The sequence below is a fragment of the Povalibacter sp. genome, from assembly GCF_036520495.1.
Taxonomy (GTDB): Bacteria; Pseudomonadota; Gammaproteobacteria; order Steroidobacterales; family Steroidobacteraceae; genus Steroidobacter.
The window spans coordinates 101,661-121,792 of record NZ_DATDJO010000028.1; the positions used below are offsets into that span (position 1 = coordinate 101,661).

17 protein-coding genes are annotated in these 20,132 nt (G+C 62.6%); 12 read left to right on the plus strand and 5 right to left on the minus strand.

From position 1 onward, the window contains the following. Positions 1–888 carry a type II CAAX endopeptidase family protein gene (locus tag VIZ63_RS10550; protein ID WP_331609553.1) on the minus strand — a complete coding sequence of 296 codons (888 nt, stop codon included), beginning with the start codon at positions 886–888 and terminating at the stop codon, positions 1–3. Positions 889–1,040: 152 nt separating this feature from the next. On the opposite strand from VIZ63_RS10550, the gene VIZ63_RS10555 reads away from it, so the two are divergent. From VIZ63_RS10555 to VIZ63_RS10565, 3 genes are all read left to right on the plus strand, one after another. After that, positions 1,041–1,262: a hypothetical protein gene (locus VIZ63_RS10555; RefSeq protein ID WP_331609555.1), complete on the plus strand. Its 222-nt coding sequence runs from the start codon at positions 1,041–1,043 to the stop codon at positions 1,260–1,262. Positions 1,263–1,593: 331 nt separating this feature from the next. Beyond that, the gene (locus VIZ63_RS10560) at positions 1,594–2,616 is read left to right on the plus strand and encodes a hypothetical protein (RefSeq protein WP_331609557.1); all 1,023 of its coding nucleotides are present in this window, start codon (positions 1,594–1,596) and stop codon (positions 2,614–2,616) included. An 83-nt stretch (positions 2,617–2,699) separates the two neighbouring features. Then, positions 2,700–4,637 carry a capsule assembly Wzi family protein gene (locus VIZ63_RS10565; protein ID WP_331609559.1) on the plus strand — a complete coding sequence of 646 codons (1,938 nt, stop codon included), beginning with the start codon at positions 2,700–2,702 and terminating at the stop codon, positions 4,635–4,637. Between the two features lie 4 nt (positions 4,638–4,641). Here VIZ63_RS10565 and hemL read toward each other — a convergent pair whose 3' ends face one another. After that, on the minus strand, positions 4,642–5,910 hold the full coding sequence (hemL, locus tag VIZ63_RS10570; protein WP_331609560.1) for a glutamate-1-semialdehyde 2,1-aminomutase: 1,269 nt from the start codon (positions 5,908–5,910) through the stop codon (positions 4,642–4,644). Positions 5,911–6,049: 139 nt separating this feature from the next. On the opposite strand from hemL, the gene VIZ63_RS10575 reads away from it, so the two are divergent. Then, on the plus strand, positions 6,050–6,214 hold the full coding sequence (locus VIZ63_RS10575; RefSeq protein ID WP_324316787.1) for a rubredoxin: 165 nt from the start codon (positions 6,050–6,052) through the stop codon (positions 6,212–6,214). Between the two features lie 55 nt (positions 6,215–6,269). After that, the gene (gene crcB, locus VIZ63_RS10580) at positions 6,270–6,659 is read left to right on the plus strand and encodes a fluoride efflux transporter CrcB (protein WP_331609561.1); all 390 of its coding nucleotides are present in this window, start codon (positions 6,270–6,272) and stop codon (positions 6,657–6,659) included. Positions 6,660–6,663: 4 nt separating this feature from the next. On the opposite strand, the gene VIZ63_RS10585 is transcribed toward crcB, so the two are convergent. After that, positions 6,664–7,551, minus strand: a complete 888-nt coding sequence (locus VIZ63_RS10585) for a TraB/GumN family protein (protein WP_331609562.1) — start codon at positions 7,549–7,551, stop codon at positions 6,664–6,666. Between the two features lie 52 nt (positions 7,552–7,603). Next, positions 7,604–8,404, minus strand: a complete 801-nt coding sequence (locus tag VIZ63_RS10590) for a metallophosphoesterase (protein ID WP_331609563.1) — start codon at positions 8,402–8,404, stop codon at positions 7,604–7,606. A 455-nt stretch (positions 8,405–8,859) separates the two neighbouring features. Between VIZ63_RS10590 and tkt the strand changes: the two genes are divergently transcribed. The 7 genes from tkt (at position 8,860) to VIZ63_RS10625 (ending at position 19,436) form a co-directional block, all read left to right on the plus strand. Continuing rightward, the gene (gene tkt / locus VIZ63_RS10595) at positions 8,860–10,866 is read left to right on the plus strand and encodes a transketolase (RefSeq protein ID WP_331609565.1); all 2,007 of its coding nucleotides are present in this window, start codon (positions 8,860–8,862) and stop codon (positions 10,864–10,866) included. Positions 10,867–10,978: 112 nt separating this feature from the next. Beyond that, positions 10,979–11,977 carry a type I glyceraldehyde-3-phosphate dehydrogenase gene (gap, locus tag VIZ63_RS10600; RefSeq protein ID WP_331609566.1) on the plus strand — a complete coding sequence of 333 codons (999 nt, stop codon included), beginning with the start codon at positions 10,979–10,981 and terminating at the stop codon, positions 11,975–11,977. 122 nt (positions 11,978–12,099) lie between these two features. Beyond that, complete coding sequence (locus VIZ63_RS10605; RefSeq protein WP_331609567.1) at positions 12,100–13,278, plus strand: phosphoglycerate kinase; 1,179 nt, start codon at positions 12,100–12,102, stop codon at positions 13,276–13,278. Positions 13,279–13,406: 128 nt separating this feature from the next. Continuing rightward, positions 13,407–14,840, plus strand: a complete 1,434-nt coding sequence (gene pyk / locus VIZ63_RS10610; protein WP_331609568.1) for a pyruvate kinase — start codon at positions 13,407–13,409, stop codon at positions 14,838–14,840. A 70-nt stretch (positions 14,841–14,910) separates the two neighbouring features. Then, a complete protein-coding gene (locus VIZ63_RS10615; RefSeq protein ID WP_331609569.1) occupies positions 14,911–17,283 on the plus strand; it encodes a penicillin acylase family protein in 2,373 nt (790 codons plus the stop codon). A 105-nt stretch (positions 17,284–17,388) separates the two neighbouring features. Further along, entirely contained in the window at positions 17,389–18,237 is an 849-nt protein-coding gene (locus tag VIZ63_RS10620; protein ID WP_331609570.1) for a MoxR family ATPase, read from the plus strand. A gap of 23 nt (positions 18,238–18,260) precedes the next feature. Then, the gene (locus VIZ63_RS10625) at positions 18,261–19,436 is read left to right on the plus strand and encodes a VWA domain-containing protein (RefSeq protein WP_331609571.1); all 1,176 of its coding nucleotides are present in this window, start codon (positions 18,261–18,263) and stop codon (positions 19,434–19,436) included. An 86-nt stretch (positions 19,437–19,522) separates the two neighbouring features. Here VIZ63_RS10625 and VIZ63_RS10630 read toward each other — a convergent pair whose 3' ends face one another. Further along, positions 19,523–20,062 (minus strand): peroxiredoxin, encoded by a 540-nt coding sequence (locus VIZ63_RS10630; protein WP_331609572.1) that lies wholly within the window; start codon positions 20,060–20,062, stop codon positions 19,523–19,525. Between the last annotated feature and the right edge of the window lie 70 nt (positions 20,063–20,132).

The following is a 20,132-nucleotide window of genomic DNA, read 5'->3' on the forward strand; positions in this document are numbered from 1 at the left end:
TCAGCGCGTCGCCGCCTGTGGTCGACGCGCGAAGAGCAGGTAGCTGACAGCGATGACACCCATCCATAGCACCGTTCCCCAGCCGATCACGTTGTCGTACGAGCCGGACATCCAGCCCATGGGCGCGCCGGCATTGAACTGGGTGATGACTTCGTAATAGTAGAGAAGGCAGACCCAGGCGGCGTGCATGCCGACGCAGAGCGCGATGTTGCCCGTGCGTATCCTGGCCAGCGCCAGCAGCACGCCGACGGCGAACAGCGCGAGGAACGAGTCGAGAATCCGCAGTGGTTCGTTGTAGGCGATGAACATGCGACTGAGCACCGTGAAGCCACTGCTCCAGTCGATCTGGTCCGCCGGCACCCGTAACCGGCCGTCCAGAAAATGCACGGCGGCGTACAGCAAGCTCGGCAGCACCACCGCCAGCACGCGGCCGGATTCGCGCTCGACCGCACTGAAAAGGTAGCCGCGAAAGAAAATCTCCTCGATGAGCGAGACCACCAGGCCAGTGGCCAGACCCTTCGCCAGGACTTTCAGGGCGAGAGCGGCGGTGAGTTCGACCTGTGGGTCGGCATATCGCACACCCAGCACCTGCAGTGCGACGAGCAGGGGCGTGATGATCACAGCTCCTGCAAAGAGTCCTGCCAGTAGTTGGGTCCCGAACCGGCGGCGAGGTGCGCCGAACCCTGCCGACTGTTTGTCTGTCAGGCGCCAACGACGTACCAGCCAGACCAGGCCGATGACGGCGGCCAGCATTGCGAGCCGATGCAGAACGCGGTGAATCGGTTGCTCATCGATCAGGCCCACCAGGAGCCAGGCGGGATACGAAAGCGCAGCAGCGACAAGCAGACAGACTGCAAACAGCAGCAGGACGGAACCAAACGATCGCATCGTCACAAATCCTTCGGCCAGGCGAGGGCGATCCTGATCCCGCGTTTCTCGATGAAGACGCCAGTTATCGCGCGATGTGGGTCGCTGCGACGTGGTCAGAATGCCTGGCGAAGACAGGTGTCTGCGTCATTCATCCTGAGAGGGAACGAATCATGGAAGAAGCAAGAGCCATCGCTATCGTGTCGGCACTCGCCAATGGCGTCAATCCGTCGACCGGCGAGATTTTCCCTGGGGACAGTCCCTACCAGAGCGCCGACGTGGTCCGCGCGTTGTTTCTGGTCACGCGCCTGCTGGAAGCCAGGCCCACGAAAGCCCGCGAGCGGCCTGCGACACCCGGCAATGCCGGCAAGCCCTGGACCGCGGATGAGGATTAGAAGCTGCTGCGCGAGTTTGATCGCGGCGTCAGCGTTACCGACCTGGCGCAGGCTCATGGCAGAACCCCGGCAGGCATTCAGGCCAGGCTGGAAAAGCATGGCAGGCTGCAGGCGTCCGCAACGAGCAGGAATCGCGATCGCTGGCATTCCGGAGCATCCGGCGAGGCGACCAGTCGCTGATGACAGCAGTTCATGCGTCGTCGTGACGACCGTGAACCGCGGCGGGTCGCTCTTGCCGGGGAGTGAATGATAGATTTCACCCACTCAATCTCTCCGGTGCGGCTGGCGAGGGGACGCGGCTCGCCCGTTCCCCGCGGCGGACTCAAACGACGTGGCGATCCCAAAGCCAACTCTGAATATCATCGGCAAGGCCAACGGCGTCGGGCTCTCTCGTGATCTTGCGTTGCTCGAATCGGCTTTACGGGAGTCCGGCTACGATGTTCGGGTAACGAAAATCGATGCGGCCCAGGCGCGCCGGCGCCGTTCTCCGTGGTCGCAGTTGCTGGTGCGATGTGCGCTGCTCCGTCGCCGCTTCTTTCGCCGCCATCCGACCGACGCCAGCATCAATGTGATGCTCGAACACGTATGGTCCGAATACCTGTCTGCGGCGGATGTGAACGTTGCCATCCCCAATCCAGAATGGTTCGACGTGCATGACCGGCGAATGCTCGGTGCGATCGATGTGGTGTGGGCGAAAACCGCCTATACCCAGCAGGTGTTCGAGTCCCATGGCTCGCGGGTTCGCTATACAGGCTTCGACAGCGATGATCGCCACGATGCGGCCGTGCCGCGACACGCGACGTTTTTTCACCTGGCTGGCAAGAGTTCCATGAAGGGAACGGATCGGCTGCTGCGAGTCTGGGCGCGTCATCCTGAATGGCCGGTTCTCACGGTCGTGCAGCACCAGGCCGATACCAATGCACCCGAAATAGCTGCTGCCAATATCGACAGACGTGTTGGCTACGTGGACGATGGCGAACTGCGGCGACTGCAGAACACCAGTCAGTTCCACTTGTGCCTGTCACTGACCGAGGGCTGGGGACACTACATCGTCGAGGCGCTCGGTGTGGGCGCGATCACCGTGACGATCGACGCTGCGCCGATGAACGAACTGGTCACCTGTGATAGAGGCGCGCTGGTACGGCATGAGAGTGTCGGTGCTCAGCGACTCGCGACGACTTACTACTTCGATGAAGGACACTTCGAGGCGACGGTTGCAGGATTGCTCGCGCTCACGGAGGCGCAGCGGACGCAGTTGAGCCAGAATTCGCGCCGCTGGTTCCTGGAGAATCAGCGGACTTTTCCACAGCGTCTTCGCGAGGCAGTAGAGGCTCTGGCGGAGTCCGGCGCCTGAAGGCGAAGAACGGGCTAAGCTACGCGCCAATCCAAGGAGCCATCATCCTGATTCGCAACACTCTCGGGGCATGTGCCGGTCTCTTGCTGGCCGTCTGCCTTTCACCGACGGCGCAGGCTCGCGGCGCATCGCCGTATCTGCCGCTGAACCTTTCTCCGGAAATCGAGCGTCAGGTCGAGCAGGTGATGCTGCTGGCGGGGCGTCCGATCATCAAGCGGCCGTTTGCCGCTGCCGAAGTGCTCGATGCGCTGCCGGCGGCGTGCAACGTGGACAAGGCGCTTTGCACTGCCGTGCGTCGTTATCTGGATGCCTACATGAATCGTCTCGCGCTCACGCACGCGAGCGTCGAGATCGCCGCAACGCGCGACTCGGACAAGACGTTGCCGAATCGGCACGGCATGGGCGCCGAAGACACCTGGAATGCATCGGCGCAGGGGCTGTTCCAGTTCAGTGATTACATTCTCATCCAGGGTGGGGGGCTGGCGTATCCCGATGAAACCAGTCCGGTAGGTTCGTGGATCAGCATGGGCTTCGAATACGCCCAGGTCGACATCGGTTATCGCGATCACTGGTGGTCGCCGATGACGGACAGCAGCATGCTGATCTCCACGCATGCGCCCACGATGCCGGGCATAACGATTTCCAACTACAAGCCGATATCGCGTTTCGGCTTTCAATACGAGTTGTACGCGGCCGAGATGTCCCACCGTGACAACTTCACGTACCTGGGAGAGCCGGTCACTGGCAAGCCTCGCATTGGCGGCGCGCTGGTGGCGATCGAGCCCGCGCCTGGCTGGTCGCTGTCGGTGAGTCGCCTGCTGCAGTACGGCGGCGGACCCCGACCGGATTCGTTCGGCGATTTCATCGATGCCTTCTTCAATCCGGTGAAGTACGACAACGTTGCAGACCCGACGCAGGATCAGTTCGGCAATCAGGTCGCCGCGTTGGCGACGCGCTTCGTATTCCCGGCACGTACGCCGTTTGCCGTCTACTTCGAGTACGCCGGAGAAGACAGTTCGCGCGGCGAAGGCTGGCGGCTGGGTAACGCGTCGTTGTCGGCCGGCATCGATATTCCCAGAATCTGGGATCAGTTCGACCTGACGCTGGAGATTTCAGATTGGCAGAACCTCTGGTACGTGAACAACGTCTACGCCGACGGCACATCGAACGACGGACACGTCATCGGTCATTGGGGCGGAGATGACCGGGTGCTCGGGAATGCCGTCGGAGCGCAGAGCCAGAGTCTTCGCGTGGGTTGGGTACCGCGCTTCGGCGGCAAGTTCGAGATGCGCTTCCGATCGCTCAAGAACGAGGAATATTACGGCGTCGACTACGAGCGAGAGTACGAGCTCGCACTGCGCTACTCACGCGCCTGGCGCGATTTCGTGTTCGGCGCAGAGGTGCATTCCGGCAAGGATGTGTTCGGCGAAGACTTCGGTCGCTTCGCTGCATTCGCCCGTTACGTGCCCGGACAACCGGCATTCGATCGCATCGCGGTGCCCCTCAGTGATTCCCGCAGCCGCATCGCTGACAGCGTGGAGATCTTCATCGATGCCGGCATCAACGCCAGTCAGCTGAAGTACAACCCGTCCGATAAGGGTGTCACGCCGGAAACCGATGTGAGCACGACCGGGCCGCATCTGGCTGTCGGCGCGCGCCGCGCAATGTCGCGCTCAGTGGATCTTGGCGTGCGCGCGGAGTTCGACACCGTCGATGGTCAGTCGATGATCGGTGTGCGCGCCATCGACTATCGCTACCGGTTCGGCAAGAAGTTCGCGGTAAGCGCCTTTGCAGGCGCCACGCGCTACGACGGGCCGACGGCCGCGTATGGCTATTACGGTGGCGCCGGTGCCCACTGGCGCGACGCGTTGCCGCGCATGGACGTCAATCTCGATCTGCGCGCTACCGACAAAGTGGCGCGGGACGCGCCGCTGGTCCCAGGCGATCCCAATAGCGCGTGGGGTGATGTGACCTACCAGATCTACAGCGCCAATCTGTACTTGAGCTACAGATTCCGCTGAGGAATCAGATTTTCGCCAGCGCGCGTTTCGCTGCTGCGATCGTCTGCTCGATGTCGGCGGCCGAATGCGCCGCCGATACGAATCCCGCTTCGAATGCCGAGGGCGCGAGATAGACGCCTTCGTCCAGCATCGCATGGAAGAACTGCTTGAAGCGCTCGACGTTGCAGTCCATGACTTCGCGGAAGTAGCGCACCGGCGACTTGTCGGTGAAGAACAGGCCGAACATGCCGCAGACATGGTTGGTGCTGAGAGGGATGTTGGCTGCGCGGGCAGCGCGATCCAGACCTTCGATGAGCTGGTTGGTGCGCTCGCCCAGATCGGCGTGGAAGCCCGGTGCGCTGATAGCTTCCAGTGTTGCGAGCCCCGCGGCCATGGCGACCGGATTGCCTGACAACGTACCCGCCTGATAGACGGGGCCGAGCGGCGCGATCTTTTCCATGATGTCGCGTCGGCCGCCGAAGGCGCCGACCGGCATGCCTCCGCCGACGATCTTGCCGAGCGTCGTCAGGTCCGGTTTGATGCCGTACAGCGCCTGTGCTCCGCCGAGCGCCACACGAAAGCCGGTCATAACTTCATCGAAGATCAGCACGCTGTCATAGCGATCGCAGGCGGCACGCAGTGCTTCGAGAAATCCTGGAACGGGCAGCACGCAGTTCATATTGCCGGCAATCGGTTCCACGATGATGCAGGCGATTTCGCGGCCCATGTCGGCGAAGGTCTGCTGCACCTGCGCGATGTCGTTGTAGGCGAGCGTGATCGTTTGCGCTGCCAATTCGGGCGGTACTCCGGGTGAGGTGGGCACGCCCAGGGTCAGCGCGCCGGAACCTGCTTTCACCAGCAGCGAATCCGAGTGACCGTGGTAGCAACCCTCGAACTTCACGATCTTGCTGCGTCCGGTGAAGCCACGTGCGAGGCGTATCGCGCTCATGGTCGCTTCGGTTCCCGAGCTGACCATGCGCACCAGTTCGATCGAGGGCATGAGTTCGCAGACTTTGCGGGCCAGCCGGGTTTCGATCTGCGTCGGCGCGCCGAACGAGAGTCCGAGCGCCGCGCGCTCCTGCACGGTACGGATGACGTCGGGATGCGCGTGGCCGAGGATCATCGGACCCCACGAGCCGACGTAATCGAGATACTGCCGTCCTTCCTCAGAGAACACGTGCGGTCCCTTGGCCCGCTCGATGAAGATCGGATCTCCGCCGACGGAACGGAACGCGCGGACGGGCGAATTCACGCCGCCGGGGATGTACTGCGAGGCATCGGTAAAGAGGGTCAAGGCTGGAACTCCGCGGGATCAGGGGCGCGATAGTAAGAGGGTCGCGCGGGGAAGGGGAGATAAACGCGCTTTTCGACCCGGCGGCGAGGTCATTTCCCTATAATCGCCGCCTTCTCCTAACTTCCCGGCGTGATTGTTGATGAAAGCTTACATGTGCGTGATCTGCGGCTATGTCTACGAAGAGGAGAAGGGCGACCCCATCTCCGGCATCGCCCCCGGTACACGCTGGGATGATGTGCCCCTGTCGTGGCGCTGCCCGGATTGCGGCGCCGGCAAAGAAGATTTCGAGATGGTCGAGGTCTGAATGAACGCGCCCTGGATCGTTTCCCTGGTTCAGGTTTTCCCCGCGGGGCAATGACGTGAACTGGCTGGCCATTGCCATCGGCAGCGCCCTGGGGGGCGTCGCGAGGCATTGGTGCGGTCTGGCTGTCGCGAGCCGTTGGGGCACGGCGATGCCGTGGGGGACGCTGCTGGTCAATGGGATCGGATCGTTTCTGATCGGTCTGATCGCCGCCTTCACTCTATTCAGGAATTCGCAGACCGCTCAGCTGGCGCGCGATTTCCTGATGGTCGGGGTGATGGGCGGCTTCACGACTTTTTCTGCGTTCAGCTTGCAGACGCTGATGCTGATGCGAGACGGCAGGTTGGCTGGTGCTGCCCTCAACGTGGCGCTGTCCCTGGTCGTTTGTATGCTTGCCGTTTTTCTGGGCTTTGTGCTCGGCGCCGCGCTCAGGGGCGCCTCGGCCTGAGCCATCAGTGCTGGGTGACTTTGTGTCCCCGGCCTTCGAGCAGGTCGATGACGCTGTCCTTGCCGACCAGGTGCAACGCGCCGACGACGACCAGGTAGTCGTCCTGCGACGTCAATAGTGCTTCGATCGGCTTCAGCCATTGCTTGTTGCGATCGACGGTCAGCGGACGATACAGATCCGGATACTGGTCGAAGCCCTCTTCCAGAAGACGTGCGAGCGCGGCGGTATCGCCATGGCGCCATGCGCTGATCAGCTCATCGATCTCCTCCGCAGCGCGTTCCGCGTCCTCGACGCTGTACATGAGGAACTCGCGTTGCTGCACCGGCGGCAATCCGGCCAGCATTTCCAATTGCTGCCGCATGGTTTCGAGGCCGGTGATTTCCTTTTTATCGGCGACTGCCCGTGCAGTAAGCCGTTGCTCGACGCCTGACTGGGGGTCCAGCCCCTGCTTCATGAGCTGCAGCTGCACCAGGGTCATGGCGGCGAGCCAGGGCCGGAAGCGATTGAGCAGCGCCGGGTCGATGCCGATGATCCGCGCCTGTTTCGCGACCTGCTCGTACGCGGCGGAGCCCAGCTCGGACTCAAGCGTCGTGTTGTCAGGCAGCAAACCCAGTTCCATCGTCGCCTGTTGGGCGGCCCCTGCATCGAGATCGTCCATGTCGATTTCCATCACGATCCGTTCGGCATCGCGGTACGCGGCGTCGATCGCCTGCGGCAACTCATCGGAGGGCTTGAGGAAGTGGACTGATCCCAGCAGGTAAACGGTGTTGGTCTTGCCCTGCACCGACCAGAGAGTCGACGCGGGAGGCGTCGACTGGCTGTAGGCTGCAGGCTGTAGGCCGTAGATCGATCCTAGAAGGATCCAAGCCGCGAACTTAGTGAGCTTGCGCATTGAGTGTGGTGCGATGACTTGATCGCGGATGTGCGACCCCTCTGGCGACAGCCTACAGCCTAGGGCCTACAGCCTGAAGCGCGGCGAAGCCGCGCTGCGCGTACCGTTCCAGCCAGATCACTTCGGTGGCGATAGTGCCGTCCGGCAGCAGCTCCAGCACCCGATAGCCCGGCGGGCGATCGTCGATGGCGAATTCATCGCTGTGAGGCAGGAACTGGGCGCACGTGGCCGGGCTCGCCATGAAGCGCACGCCGGAGACGAAACTATCGAGGGACTGATGGACGTGCCCCCAGAGCACGCCGCGCACATTCGAGTGCGTACGCACGATCGCCAGGAATTCGTCTGCGTCTTCGAGGCCGACCTGATCGAGCCATTCGCTACGCATCCGGATGGGATGGTGATGCAGGCACACGAGCACATGATGATTGCGATGCTCGAGCAGTGTCTTGCGCAGCCGTGCGAGCTGCACTTCGCCAATGCGACCGACGGCGCTGTGGTCGACCCACGTATCCAGCAGGACGACGAGCCAGCGGCCGAACTCCGCTTCGCCGCCGACCTGGAAAGGTGCTTCGCGCAATGTGGCGCGCATGTGGTCGGGCAGGTCGTGATTGCCGGCGAGACACAGGACCGGCACGGTCGAGGTGCCGAACACCTGGCGGATCAGTGCATATCCTGCTGGATCGTCCTGCACCAGATCGCCCGTCAGCAGCAGGCCATCCGGACGATGGCAACGATGCTGCGCGTCCGCGACGACGGCACGCAGCGCCGGCAAGCTCGACACTCCGCGAATGGTCGCGGATGCGTCGCCTGTCAGATGCGTGTCCGTGAAATGAATGAGGCGAAACGACTTCATCAGTGCCCTTGGTCGTGGTGCGGAAGGCGGCTCGTCAATGTCGTGCGTTGCTCGCGCTCGACATAATCATCGGGCCCTCCGATTGCGTGCGAATCCTAACAATGCGGTGCGATCGCAAAAGGTGATCGATCTCTAATCGCCCGACCGCTTTCCTGCCCATCGCCGGATTTTTTGCGGTCCGTCTCATTGCCAATCCGGATCCGGTTGCCTCGCCACTGCGAACGCGACCGTGCGTACTGTTCCGACAGGGTGTGCTCAGAGGGGTTCCCCGGGCCGGCCCAGGCTAGTGCCCCGCCGACAGGGCGGACGGAGATACGCTGCGCCGCTCGCAAGGGTTTCCCGAATCTGTGCCGCTGAATGGTCGCGATCCATCGTCAAGTTCCATTGCTGCTGACGCCCCCTTGGTCCAGAATGCGCGGCTCTTGAAAGCTTGGATTCCTTGAGGGGTTTGGTCGATGACATCGCAGCGCAGGCAACTTGCCAATGCAATCCGGGCACTGTCGATGGACGCTGTTCAGAAAGCCAATTCCGGCCATCCGGGCATGCCGATGGGCATGGCCGACATTGCCGAAGTCTTGTGGAACGACCACCTCAAGCACAATCCCGGCAATCCGCAGTGGTCCGATCGCGATCGTTTCGTCGTCTCCAATGGCCACGGATCGATGCTGCTGTATTCACTGCTGCACCTGACCGGCTATCCATTGACGATCGACGACCTCAAGGCTTTCCGCCAGTTGGGGTCGCACACGGCAGGGCATCCGGAACACGATGCACACCTCGGCATCGAAACCACGACCGGTCCGCTGGGCCAGGGTCTCGCGAACGCCGTTGGCATGGCGCTGGCGGAGAAGATGCTGGCAGCCAGGTTCAACCGGCCGGGACACGAGATCGTCGATCACCGCACCTGGGTATTTCTCGGTGACGGCTGCCTCATGGAAGGCGTTTCGCACGAGGCGTGCTCGCTCGCCGGCACGCTCAAGCTCGGCAAGCTGATAGCCTTCTACGACGACAATGGCATTTCCATCGACGGCGAAGTCCATGGCTGGTTCACCGACGATACGCCGAAGCGCTTCGAAGCCTACGGCTGGCACGTCGTGCCGAACGTCGACGGCCATGATCCGCAGGCGATCGAGGCGGCCATTGCCGCCTCCACGGCCGTGACCGATCGGCCGAGCCTGATCTGCTGCAAGACAGTGATTGGCTGGGGTGCTCCCAACAAGCAGGGGACGGAGGCGACCCACGGTGCCGCACTGGGTCCGGATGAAGTGGCCGCCACCCGCAAGCATATTGGCTGGACGGCAGAACCCTTCGTCATTCCTGAAGAAGTCCGTCAGGGTTGGGATGCCCGCGAACGTGGGAAGAAGGCCGAGGCCGGCTGGCAGGCTCGCTACCAGGTCTATGCCACGCAGTTTCCTGAGCTCGCCGCCGAATTCGATCGTCGTATGAAGGGCGATCTGCCCGCCGCGTGGCCCGAGCTCGTGCGTAGCTACGTCGCGCAGGTGGACAAGGCCGGCGGCAACCTGGCAACGCGACAGTCTTCGCAGCAGACATTGAACGCGTACGGCCCGACGGTGCCGGAGTTGTTCGGCGGTTCTGCGGACCTCACCGGCTCGAACAACACGAATCGCAAGGATTCGAAGTCTCTTACCGGCGACGATGCCTCCGGCAACTACCTGCACTACGGCGTTCGTGAGTTCGGCATGGCGGCCATCATGAATGGCATCGCGCTGCACGGCGGTGAAATTCCCTACGGCGGCACGTTCCTGGTGTTCTCTGATTACGCGCGCAACGGCATGCGCATGTCTGCCCTCATGAAGCAGCGCGTCATTTACGTGATGACGCATGACTCGATCGGCCTGGGTGAAGACGGTCCGACCCATCAACCCGTCGAACATCTGCCAAGCCTGCGCATCATCCCGAACATGACGGTCTGGCGCCCCTGCGACACGCTGGAAACGGCCGTTGCCTGGGCAGATGCAATCGAACGTCGCAATGGTCCGTCAGTGCTGGCGTTGACGCGCCAGGGCCTGCCGGCGCAGACCCGCACAGCCGCGCAGATCGAAGCCGTGCGCCGCGGCGGCTACGTGCTGAAGGATTGCGAAGGAACGCCTGAGGCGATCCTGATCGCGACCGGCTCGGAGGTCGGCCTGGCGATGGACGCCGCTCAGGCACTGCAGCAAAAAGGTCGCCGCATCCGCGTGGTTTCGATGCCCAGCAACAACGTGTTCGATTCGCAGGATGCTGCCTATCGCGAACAGGTGTTGCCACGTGCGGTGGATAAGCGGGTGGCCGTCGAGGCCGCCGCTCCCGACACCTGGTGGCGCTACGTCGGTTCGCACGGTGACGTCGTCGCCATGCACAGCTTCGGCGCCTCCGGCGTCGGCAAGGATCTGTTCAAGCATTTCGGTTTCACGGTGGACAATGTCGTCGCGACCGTGGAGCGGGTACTGAGTGAAAAATAAGGCCCTAGGCTCTAGGCCCTAGGTGCTAGTCCAGAGTACGGAAGGTAGCGGAATCGTTTCCGGCTAGCGCTCGAGCGCCTAGCGCCTAGTGCCTTCCTGGAGAGGAACGAATATGCCCATCAAAGTCGGTATCAACGGGTTCGGCCGCATCGGGCGCATGGTATTTCGTGCGGCCACGCAGAATTTTCCGGACGTCGAGATCGTCGGCATCAACGATCTGCTCGAGCCGGACTATCTCGCCTACATGCTGAAGTACGATTCCGTGCACGGTCAGTTCAAGGGCACGGTGGCGGTCGACGGCAACACGTTGGTCGTGAACGGCAAGAAGATCCGTCTCACCGCCATCAAAGATCCGGCTGAATTGAAGTGGGGCGACGTGGACGCCGATATCGTCGTCGAATCGACGGGGTTGTTCCTCACGAAAGAGACCGCGCAGAAGCACATCAGCGCCGGCGCCAGGAAAGTGATCATGTCGGCGCCCTCGAAGGACGACACGCCGATGTTCGTGTTTGGTGTGAACGACAAGACCTACGCCGGCCAGGCGATCATTTCCAACGCGTCGTGTACGACCAATTGCCTGGCGCCGATCGCCAAAGTGTTGAACGACAGCTTCGGCATCAAGCGCGGCCTGATGACGACGGTGCACGCCACGACGGCGACGCAAAAGACCGTCGACGGTCCGTCGAACAAAGACTGGCGCGGCGGTCGCGGCATTCTGGAGAACATCATTCCGTCGTCGACCGGCGCAGCGAAAGCCGTTGGCGTCGTGATCCCGGAATTGAACAAGAAACTGACCGGCATGTCGTTCCGCGTCCCGACCTCGGATGTCTCGGTAGTGGATCTGACGGTGGAGTTGAAGAACGACACGACCTACGAGCAGATCTGCGCTGCCATGAAGGCCGCGTCCGAAGGCGCGATGAAGGGTGTGCTCGGCTACACCGACGAGAAAGTGGTCTCCACCGATTTCCGCGGTGACGCACGGACCTCGATTTTCGATGCGGAGGCTGGCATCGCGCTCGACGGCACCTTCGTGAAGATCGTGTCGTGGTACGACAACGAGTGGGGTTATTCCAGCAAGGTTCTGGAGATGGCTCGCGTCATTTCGAAGTAATCGGCTGACTGGCCAACTGGCTCACCAGCCAGTTGGCCAGAGCGAATTCGCAGAGCGTTGTTCTTCCCTCTGGCCGGCTGGCCAGTCCGCCAGTTGGCCAGCCAGCCTTTCCTGGAGCTCCCATGCCCGTCCTCCGCATGACCGATCTCGACCTGCGCGACAAGCGCGTACTGATCCGCGAGGATCTCAATGTACCGGTGCAGGGAGGCGTCGTGACCAGCGATGCGCGCATTCGCGCTTCGTTGCCGACGATTCAGGCGGCGAAGAAGGCGGGTGCCCGCGTCATGCTCATGTCGCATCTCGGTCGTCCCGAGGAAGGCGTCTACGATCAGGAATTCTCGCTCGCGCCCGTGGCGCAGCGCATGTCGGAACTGCTCGGCTACAAGGTCAGGTTCGAAAAGGACTGGCTCGAAGGTGTTGCCTGCGAGCCTGGCGAAGTCGTGCTGCTCGAGAACGTCCGCTTCAACAAGGGCGAGAAAAAGGACAAGGAAGACCTGTCGCGCAAGATGGCGGCACTCTGCGATGTGTACGTGATGGACGCGTTCGGCACGGCGCATCGCGCCGAGGCCAGCACTCACGGCGTGGCCAGGTTCGCCAAGGTCGCCTGCGCTGGTCCGTTGCTCATGAATGAACTCGTGGCTCTCGAGACCGCGCTTCAGAAACCGAAGCGGCCGCTGGTGGCGATCGTGGCGGGTTCCAAGGTGTCGACCAAGCTCACCGTGCTCGAGACGCTGCTGTCCAAGGTCGACAAACTGATCGTCGGCGGCGGCATTGCCAATACGTTCCTGGCGGCGGCGGGACATCCCATCGGCAAGTCGCTGGTCGAGGCGGAGATGCTGGACATCGCGAAAGGCCTGCTCAAGCGCTCTGCAGAACTCAAGGTCGAGATTCCGTTGCCCACCGACGTGGTCGTTGCGAAGGAATTTTCTGCCAACGCCGAAGCCGACGTAAAGAAAGTGAGCCAGGTCGGCGCCGACGAAATGATTCTGGATATCGGCCCCGACACGGCCGAGCACTTCTCCAGGCTATGTGCCGATGCGGGCACCATCGTCTGGAACGGCCCGGTGGGTGTATTCGAGTTCGATCAGTTCGGCGAAGGCACGCGTACCCTCGCGCACGCGGTCGCGCGCAGTTCGGCGTTCTCCATTGCCGGCGGCGGCGACACGCTGGCCGCGATCGAAAAATACCGGGTCGAGGACGATATTTCGTATATCTCGACTGGCGGCGGCGCCTTTCTCGAATTCCTCGAGGGCAAGACGCTGCCGGCGGTTGCTGTTCTGGAAGAGCGTGCGGCCGGCTGACGTCCGTTGCTGCCGCGGCGGGTGCATATCGCTGCGTCTGATCGGTCGATCCTGCAATCCGTGCTTATTGCGCCGGCGCGGACGGATTAGACTGTCCGCTGTTGACTCATCCAGCGGGTTCTATCCTCATGCTCCGTCGCACCAAGATCCTGACTACGCTCGGTCCGGCCACCGATAACCCCAAGGTCCTGGCGGACCTCCTGGTCGCCGGCGCCGACGTCGTGCGTATCAACTTTTCCCACGGCGAGCCGCAGGCGCACGCGCAGCGCGTACAGATGGTGCGCGAGGTGGCCGAGCAGGTCGGCAAGCAGATCGCGATCCTCGGCGACCTGCAGGGTCCCAAAATCCGCATCGAGCGCTTTGCCACGGGGCCGATCCAGTTGATCGAAGGCGAGCGCTTCACGCTGGACGTGTCACTGGATCCACGGGCTGGAACTGCCACCAGCGTCGGCGTGGCGTACAAGAGTTTGCCGCGCGATGTTCGGGCGGAGGATGTGTTGCTGCTCAACGATGGGCAGATCGTGCTGGAGGTGACAGCGGTGGACGGGCCCCGTATCGACACGCGCGTCATCGTCGGCGGCGAACTTTCGGACAACAAAGGCATCAACAAGCAGGGTGGTGGACTGTCGGCGGGAGCGTTGACCGACAAGGACCGGATCGACATCAAACTTGCGGCAGAACTCGGCGTCGACTATCTCGCCGTCTCGTTTGCGCGGGACGGTTCCGACATGGACGAAGCGCGGCGATTGCTGCGCGCCGAGGGTGGTCACGGGCAGCTGGTCGCGAAAATCGAGCGCAGCGAAGCCATCGTGAATCTCGACCGCATCATCCAGGCGAGCGATGCGGTCATGGTGGCGCGCGGCGATCTCGGCGTGGAGGTCGGTTACGCTGAACTGACGGGGCTGCAGAAGCACATCATCTCGGCCACGCGCAAACGCAACCGCGCAGTGATCACCGCGACGCAGATGATGGAATCGATGATCCACAATCCGAGTCCGACCCGCGCCGAGGTATCGGACGTCGCCAATGCCGTGATGGACGGCACCGATGCGGTGATGCTCTCGGGCGAAAGCGCTGTGGGCAAGTATCCGGTGAAGGCCGTGCAGGCGATGGCGCAGGTCATTCTCGGCGCCGAGAAATACGAGTCGTCGCATTCGCCGATCCGCCATCGCAGCGAGGGCGGGCTCTTCGAGAAGACGGATGAGGCGATTGCCATGGCGGTGATGTACACCGCCAATCACCTCAAGGTGAAGGCCATCGTGGCGTTGACGGAATCGGGCTCGACACCGCTGTGGATGTCGCGCATCCGTACCGACATTCCCATCTACGCGTTCACGCGGCATGAAGCGACCGGTCGTCGAGTCATGCTGTATCGGGGCGTGTACCCGGTGAACTTCGATATCACGCACACGGATGCGCAGGCGGTCTATGGCGATATTTTCCGACTGATGCTGCAGAAGAAGATGGTCGATGCCGGCGATCGCATCATCCTGACCAAGGGCGAGCTGTCGGGGGTCTCGGGCAAGACCAATTCGATGAAGATTCTGGAAGTGAGGATCTGAGGGGGGCGGGTAATCGCCGGTTCGCGATCCGCCGCATAATCCAGGCTGTTCCCGGAAGGTCAGGATCCACATGCACCTGCTGCGTCGCGCTGTCATCGCCGCCGTTGCGCTCCTTCTGCTGGCGGCCATCGCGGTCTATCTCATGTTCCGCGGCAGCCTGCCGCAGCTGGATGGCGACGTTGCCGGAACCGGTGTCACCGCAGTCATCGAGCGGGACGCCATCGGCACCCCGACGATCACCGCGGCGTCACGTCGGGAGCTGGCGTATGCCACCGGGTATGCGCACTCGCAGGATCGATATTTTCAGATGGACCTGATGCGTCGCGTCGCCGCGGGCGAACTGGCCGAACTGCTGGGCCCGGCTGCGCTCGATACCGACAAGCGCTTTCGGATCCATGGATTTCGCAGGGTGGCGCAGCGCGTCCTCGAGAAGATGCCGGCGGCAGATCGGCAAATCCTCGATGCCTATGTCGCGGGCGTGAACCAGGCCCTGGAAAACGCGCGTGCCAGGCCCTGGGAATACCTCGCGTTGCGCACCCGTCCTGGCGCCTGGCTGGCGGAAGATTCCGTGCTGACCGCGTTCTCCATGTATCTGAGTCTCAACGACTCGACCGGCGCCGAAGAACTCGCACGCTCGCAGCTGCGCGCGGCATTGCCGCCGGCACTGTTCGATTTCATGAATCCGCTCGGGACGGAATGGGATGCGCCGGTCACGGGCGGTTCGTGGCGCGTTGCCGCGATTCCCGGTCCGGAGATCTTCGATCTGCGTGAAGGCGATCCGCGCGAGGCGGCACTGTCGAACCCGCCGTCGGGCACCGATCTCGCAGAGAAGCCGATGGTCGGCAGCAACAGCTGGGCGGTGGATGCGACTCGCGCAGCCGGCGGCGCGGCGCTGCTGGCGAACGACATGCATCTCGGCCTGCGACTGCCCCATGTGTGGTATCGGGCGCGCATGCGCGCGCAGGGCGGAGCTGAGACGCCGCGGGATCTGGTGGGAGTGACGCTTCCGGGCCTGCCGATTCTCGTCGTGGGCAGCAACGGTCGGGTCGCGTGGGGCTTCACGAACAGCTACGGTGACTGGACCGACCTGGTGATCATCGAGGTCGATCCGACGAACCCGGATCGCTACCTCGTTGGCGACACTGCCGAAGCGTTTGCGAAGCGCGCAGAGATCATCGCCGTGCGTGGTGCAGCGCCGGTCAGCCTCGATGTGAAAACGACCCGGTGGGGCCCCATCGTCAATCAGGATGCGCAGGGGCGGCCGCTGGCGCTGGCGTGGACGGCGCATGATCCGCGCGCCACCAATGTGCGCATGCTCGACTTCGAAAATGCGTCGACCGTGCAGGAGGCACTGCTGGCAGCCAACCGTTCCGGCGCGCCGGTGCAGAATTTTCTGGCCGTGGATCACCAGGGTCACATCGGGTGGACGCTGATGGGACAGGTGCCGATTCGTGCCAACTACGATTCGACGCAGCCTGCGTCGTGGCGGGCGCCCGGCAGCGGCTGGGTCGGCTGGCGAGCGCCGGAGGAATATCCACGCATCATCGATCCAGCGCCCGGTCGTCTGTGGACCGCCAATACGCGCACGATCGATGTCGGGACCTGGCTGACTTTCCTGGGCGATGGCGGCTACGACCTGGGTGCCCGCGCCGCACAGATTCGCGACGATCTGCTCTCACTCTCCAACGCGACAGCCGCGGACCTCGCCAGGATCCAGACCGACGATCGCGCGCTGTTCCTCACTCGCTGGCGCGATCTGCTGCTGCAATTGCTGGATGAGAAGGCGCTGGCGGATCAGCCCGCGCGCGCGCAGGCGCGCGACCGCATCGAACGGTGGAGCGGCCGGGCCAGCGCCGCAGATCAGGGCTATCCCATCGTGCGTGCATTCAGGCAGCAGGTGCGCAAGGAAGTCTTCGATGCGCTCACGGCGCAGGCGCGCCTGCAGTATCCGCAGACGAAATTCGAGCCGTCGGCGCAGTTCGAAGGGGCACTCTGGCAGCTCGTGACGCAGCGGCCGGCGCACATGCTCGATCCGCGCTACGCCACCTGGGAAGAGGCGTTGCTCGCCTCGTTCGACACCGCGATCCTCGCCCTGGCCAAGGACTGTGCCGATCCGTGCACGTGGGGTCGGCAGAACACGCTCGCGATGCGTCATCCGCTCTCGGATGCCTTGCCCTTTGCTGCACGCTGGCTCGATATGCCCGCCGAGGCCATGCATGGCGATTTTGCGATGCCGCTGGCGCAGGCCCCGGCCTTTGGTGCCTCACAGCGCATGGTCGTCTCGCCCGGCCGCGAAGCCGAAGGCCTGTTCCAGATGCCGGGCGGGCCGGTCGACCATCCACTGTCGCCGTTCTACGGTGCGGGTCACGAGGCGTGGGTTCGTGGAGAGCCATTGCCCCTGCTGCCGGGAAACGCTGAGCACGCGTTGCTCCTGAAGCCCTGAACCGAGCCGCCCGGCCGGCAAACTGGCAAACTGACTCTGGCCAGTTAGCCAGTAAGCCAGTTGACCAGTCGGCCGATCACCCGTTGGCCTTATTTCGGAGCCTCCATGCCCTCCCGTTTCGCCGGTACCGACAACTACGTTGCGACTGAAGATCTGATGATGGCCGTGAATGCGGCAGTCACGCTCGGTCGTCCCCTGCTCGTGAAGGGCGAGCCCGGCACGGGCAAGACGCAGCTCGCCGAGGAAGTCGCGCGATCCCTGCAGCGTCCGCTGTATCGCTGGCACATCAAGTCCACGACCAAGGCGCAGCAGGGTCTGTACGAATACGATGCCGTCTCGCGTCTGCGCGATTCGCAGCTCGGCGAAGCCAAGGTGCACGACATCGGCAACTACATCGTCAAGGGACGCATGTGGGAGGCGTTCGACTGCGACGTGCAGCCCGTGCTGCTGGTCGATGAGATCGACAAGGCGGACATCGAGTTCCCCAACGATCTGCTGCACGAACTCGATCGCATGGAATTCTACGTCTACGAGACGCGCCAGTGGATCAAGGCACGTCACCGCCCGATCATCATCATCACCAGCAACAACGAGAAGGAGCTGCCGGACGCCTTTCTGCGTCGCTGCTTTTTCCACTACATCCGCTTTCCCGATGCAGCAACGATGGAACAGATCGTCGGGGTGCACTATCCGACGCTGAAGAAGGACCTGCTGGCCGAAGCCCTGAGCGCCTTCTTCAGACTGCGCGAAACACCGGGCCTGAAGAAAAAACCATCGACGTCCGAACTGCTCGACTGGATCAAGTTGCTGCTCGCGGAAGACATCCCTCCCGAGGTGCTGCGCAGCGACGATCCGAAGAAGGCGATTCCGCCGCTGTACGGCGCGCTGCTGAAGAACGAGCAGGATGTGCATCTGTTCGAACAGCTGGTATTTCTGAATCGCAGAAGGCAGTAGCGGTCCGCTCTGCGTCGTCAGTCATGCTCATCCCATTCTTTTTCAAGCTCCGCGACGCCGGCGTGCCGGTGTCGATCACGGAATTCCTCGTGCTGCTGGAGGCGCTGGATGCCCGTCTCGCCAATGCGAGCGCCGAGGATTTTTACTATCTGTCGCGCACCTGCCTGGTCAAGGACGAGCGGCACTTCGATCGCTTCGACCGGGCGTTCGCCGCGCACTTCAAGGGAGTCGAGGAAGTCTTCGATTCATTGCTGAAGCAGCTCCCCGAGGACTGGTTGCGTCGGCTGGGCGAACGCACTTTGAGCGACGAGGAGAAGGCCAGGATCGAAGCGCTCGGCGGCTGGGACAAGCTGATGGAGACGTTGAAGAGGCGTCTCGAGGAACAGAAGGAACGTCACGAGGGCGGCAACAAGTGGGTCGGCACGCGCGGCACGTCGCCGTTCGGTGCGTACGGCTACAACCCGGAAGGCATTCGCATCGGCCAGGATGAATCGCGCAACCGCCGCGCCGTGAAGGTCTGGGACCAGCGCGAATATCAGAACCTGGCCGATAACGTCGAACTGGGTACACGCAACATCAAGGTGGCCTTGCGCAAGCTACGCAAGTTCGCGCGTGAAGGCGTCGCCGATCATCTCGATCTCGATGACACCATCGCCTCGACCGCCCGCAACGCGGGAATGCTCGATCTGAAGTTCGTTCCCGAGCGCCACAACGCGATCAAGATCCTGTTGTTTCTCGATATCGGCGGCTCGATGGACGACCACATCAAGGTATGCGAGGAGTTGTTCTCAGCGGCGCGCACCGAGTTCAAGCATCTCGAATACTTCTATTTCCACAACTTCGTCTACGAATCAGTGTGGAAGGACAACCATCGCCGCCACAGCGAAAAGGCATCGACGATGGAAGTCATGCGTACCTACGGTCATGACTACAAGCTGATCTTCATCGGCGATGCGACCATGAGCCCGTACGAAATCGTGCAACCGGGCGGCAGCGTCGAGCACTGGAACGAGGAAGCCGGTTCCGTATGGATCAAGCGCCTCACCAGCACCTGGCCCCACCACGTGTGGCTGAACCCAGAGCCGCAGCAGCGCTGGGAATACACGCCGTCAGTGCAGATCACGCGCGAGCTGGTCGACGACCGGATGTTTCCACTGACGTTGGCGGGGCTGGATCAGGCGATCAAAGCGCTGCATTGAGTGCGGCGCGGCTAACTGGCTAACTGCCGACTGGCCAGAACAGAGAACGGATCATTCCGGCCGGTTAGCCGGTTAGCCAGACACTCCTAGCTCGCCTTCTTCTGCAGTTCCTTAATATCTTTCAGCACCACCTCGGAGTGTCCTTTCGGATCCACGTCCATGTAGCGTTTGACGACCCGTCCCTGCGGATCGATCAGGAACGTGTCACGGCGCGCGGCTTCGAGGGTGCCGAAGTATTTCTTCAACACGCCGTATTCCTTCGCGGTGGCCTTGGTGGGATCGGCGAGAATCGGAAAGGGCAGGCCGTGCTTCTCGGCAAATCTCTTGTGGGACTCGACGTCATCGACGCTGATGCCGAGGATCACTGCACCGGCGTCCCGAAAGGCGAAAATGTTGTCGCGGAATTCGCAGGCCTGGGTGGTGCAGCCGGGTGTCTGGTCTTTCGGGTAGAAGTACAGAGCCACCCATTTGCCGCGGTAGTCCTTGAGCTGCTGCCACTTGCCGTTCTGGTCCTGGAGTTTGAATTCCGGGGCCGGGCTGCCGAGTTGGGGATCGGCGTGCAGCAGGCTGAACCACGACAGCAGGATTCCGAGAGTCAGACAGCGTGCAACGGACAGGTGTTTCATGGCAGCTCCAGAACTTGGACAGCCACCGCTGGGGCGATGGACAGAATCACTGTGCCATACTAATCGTGAA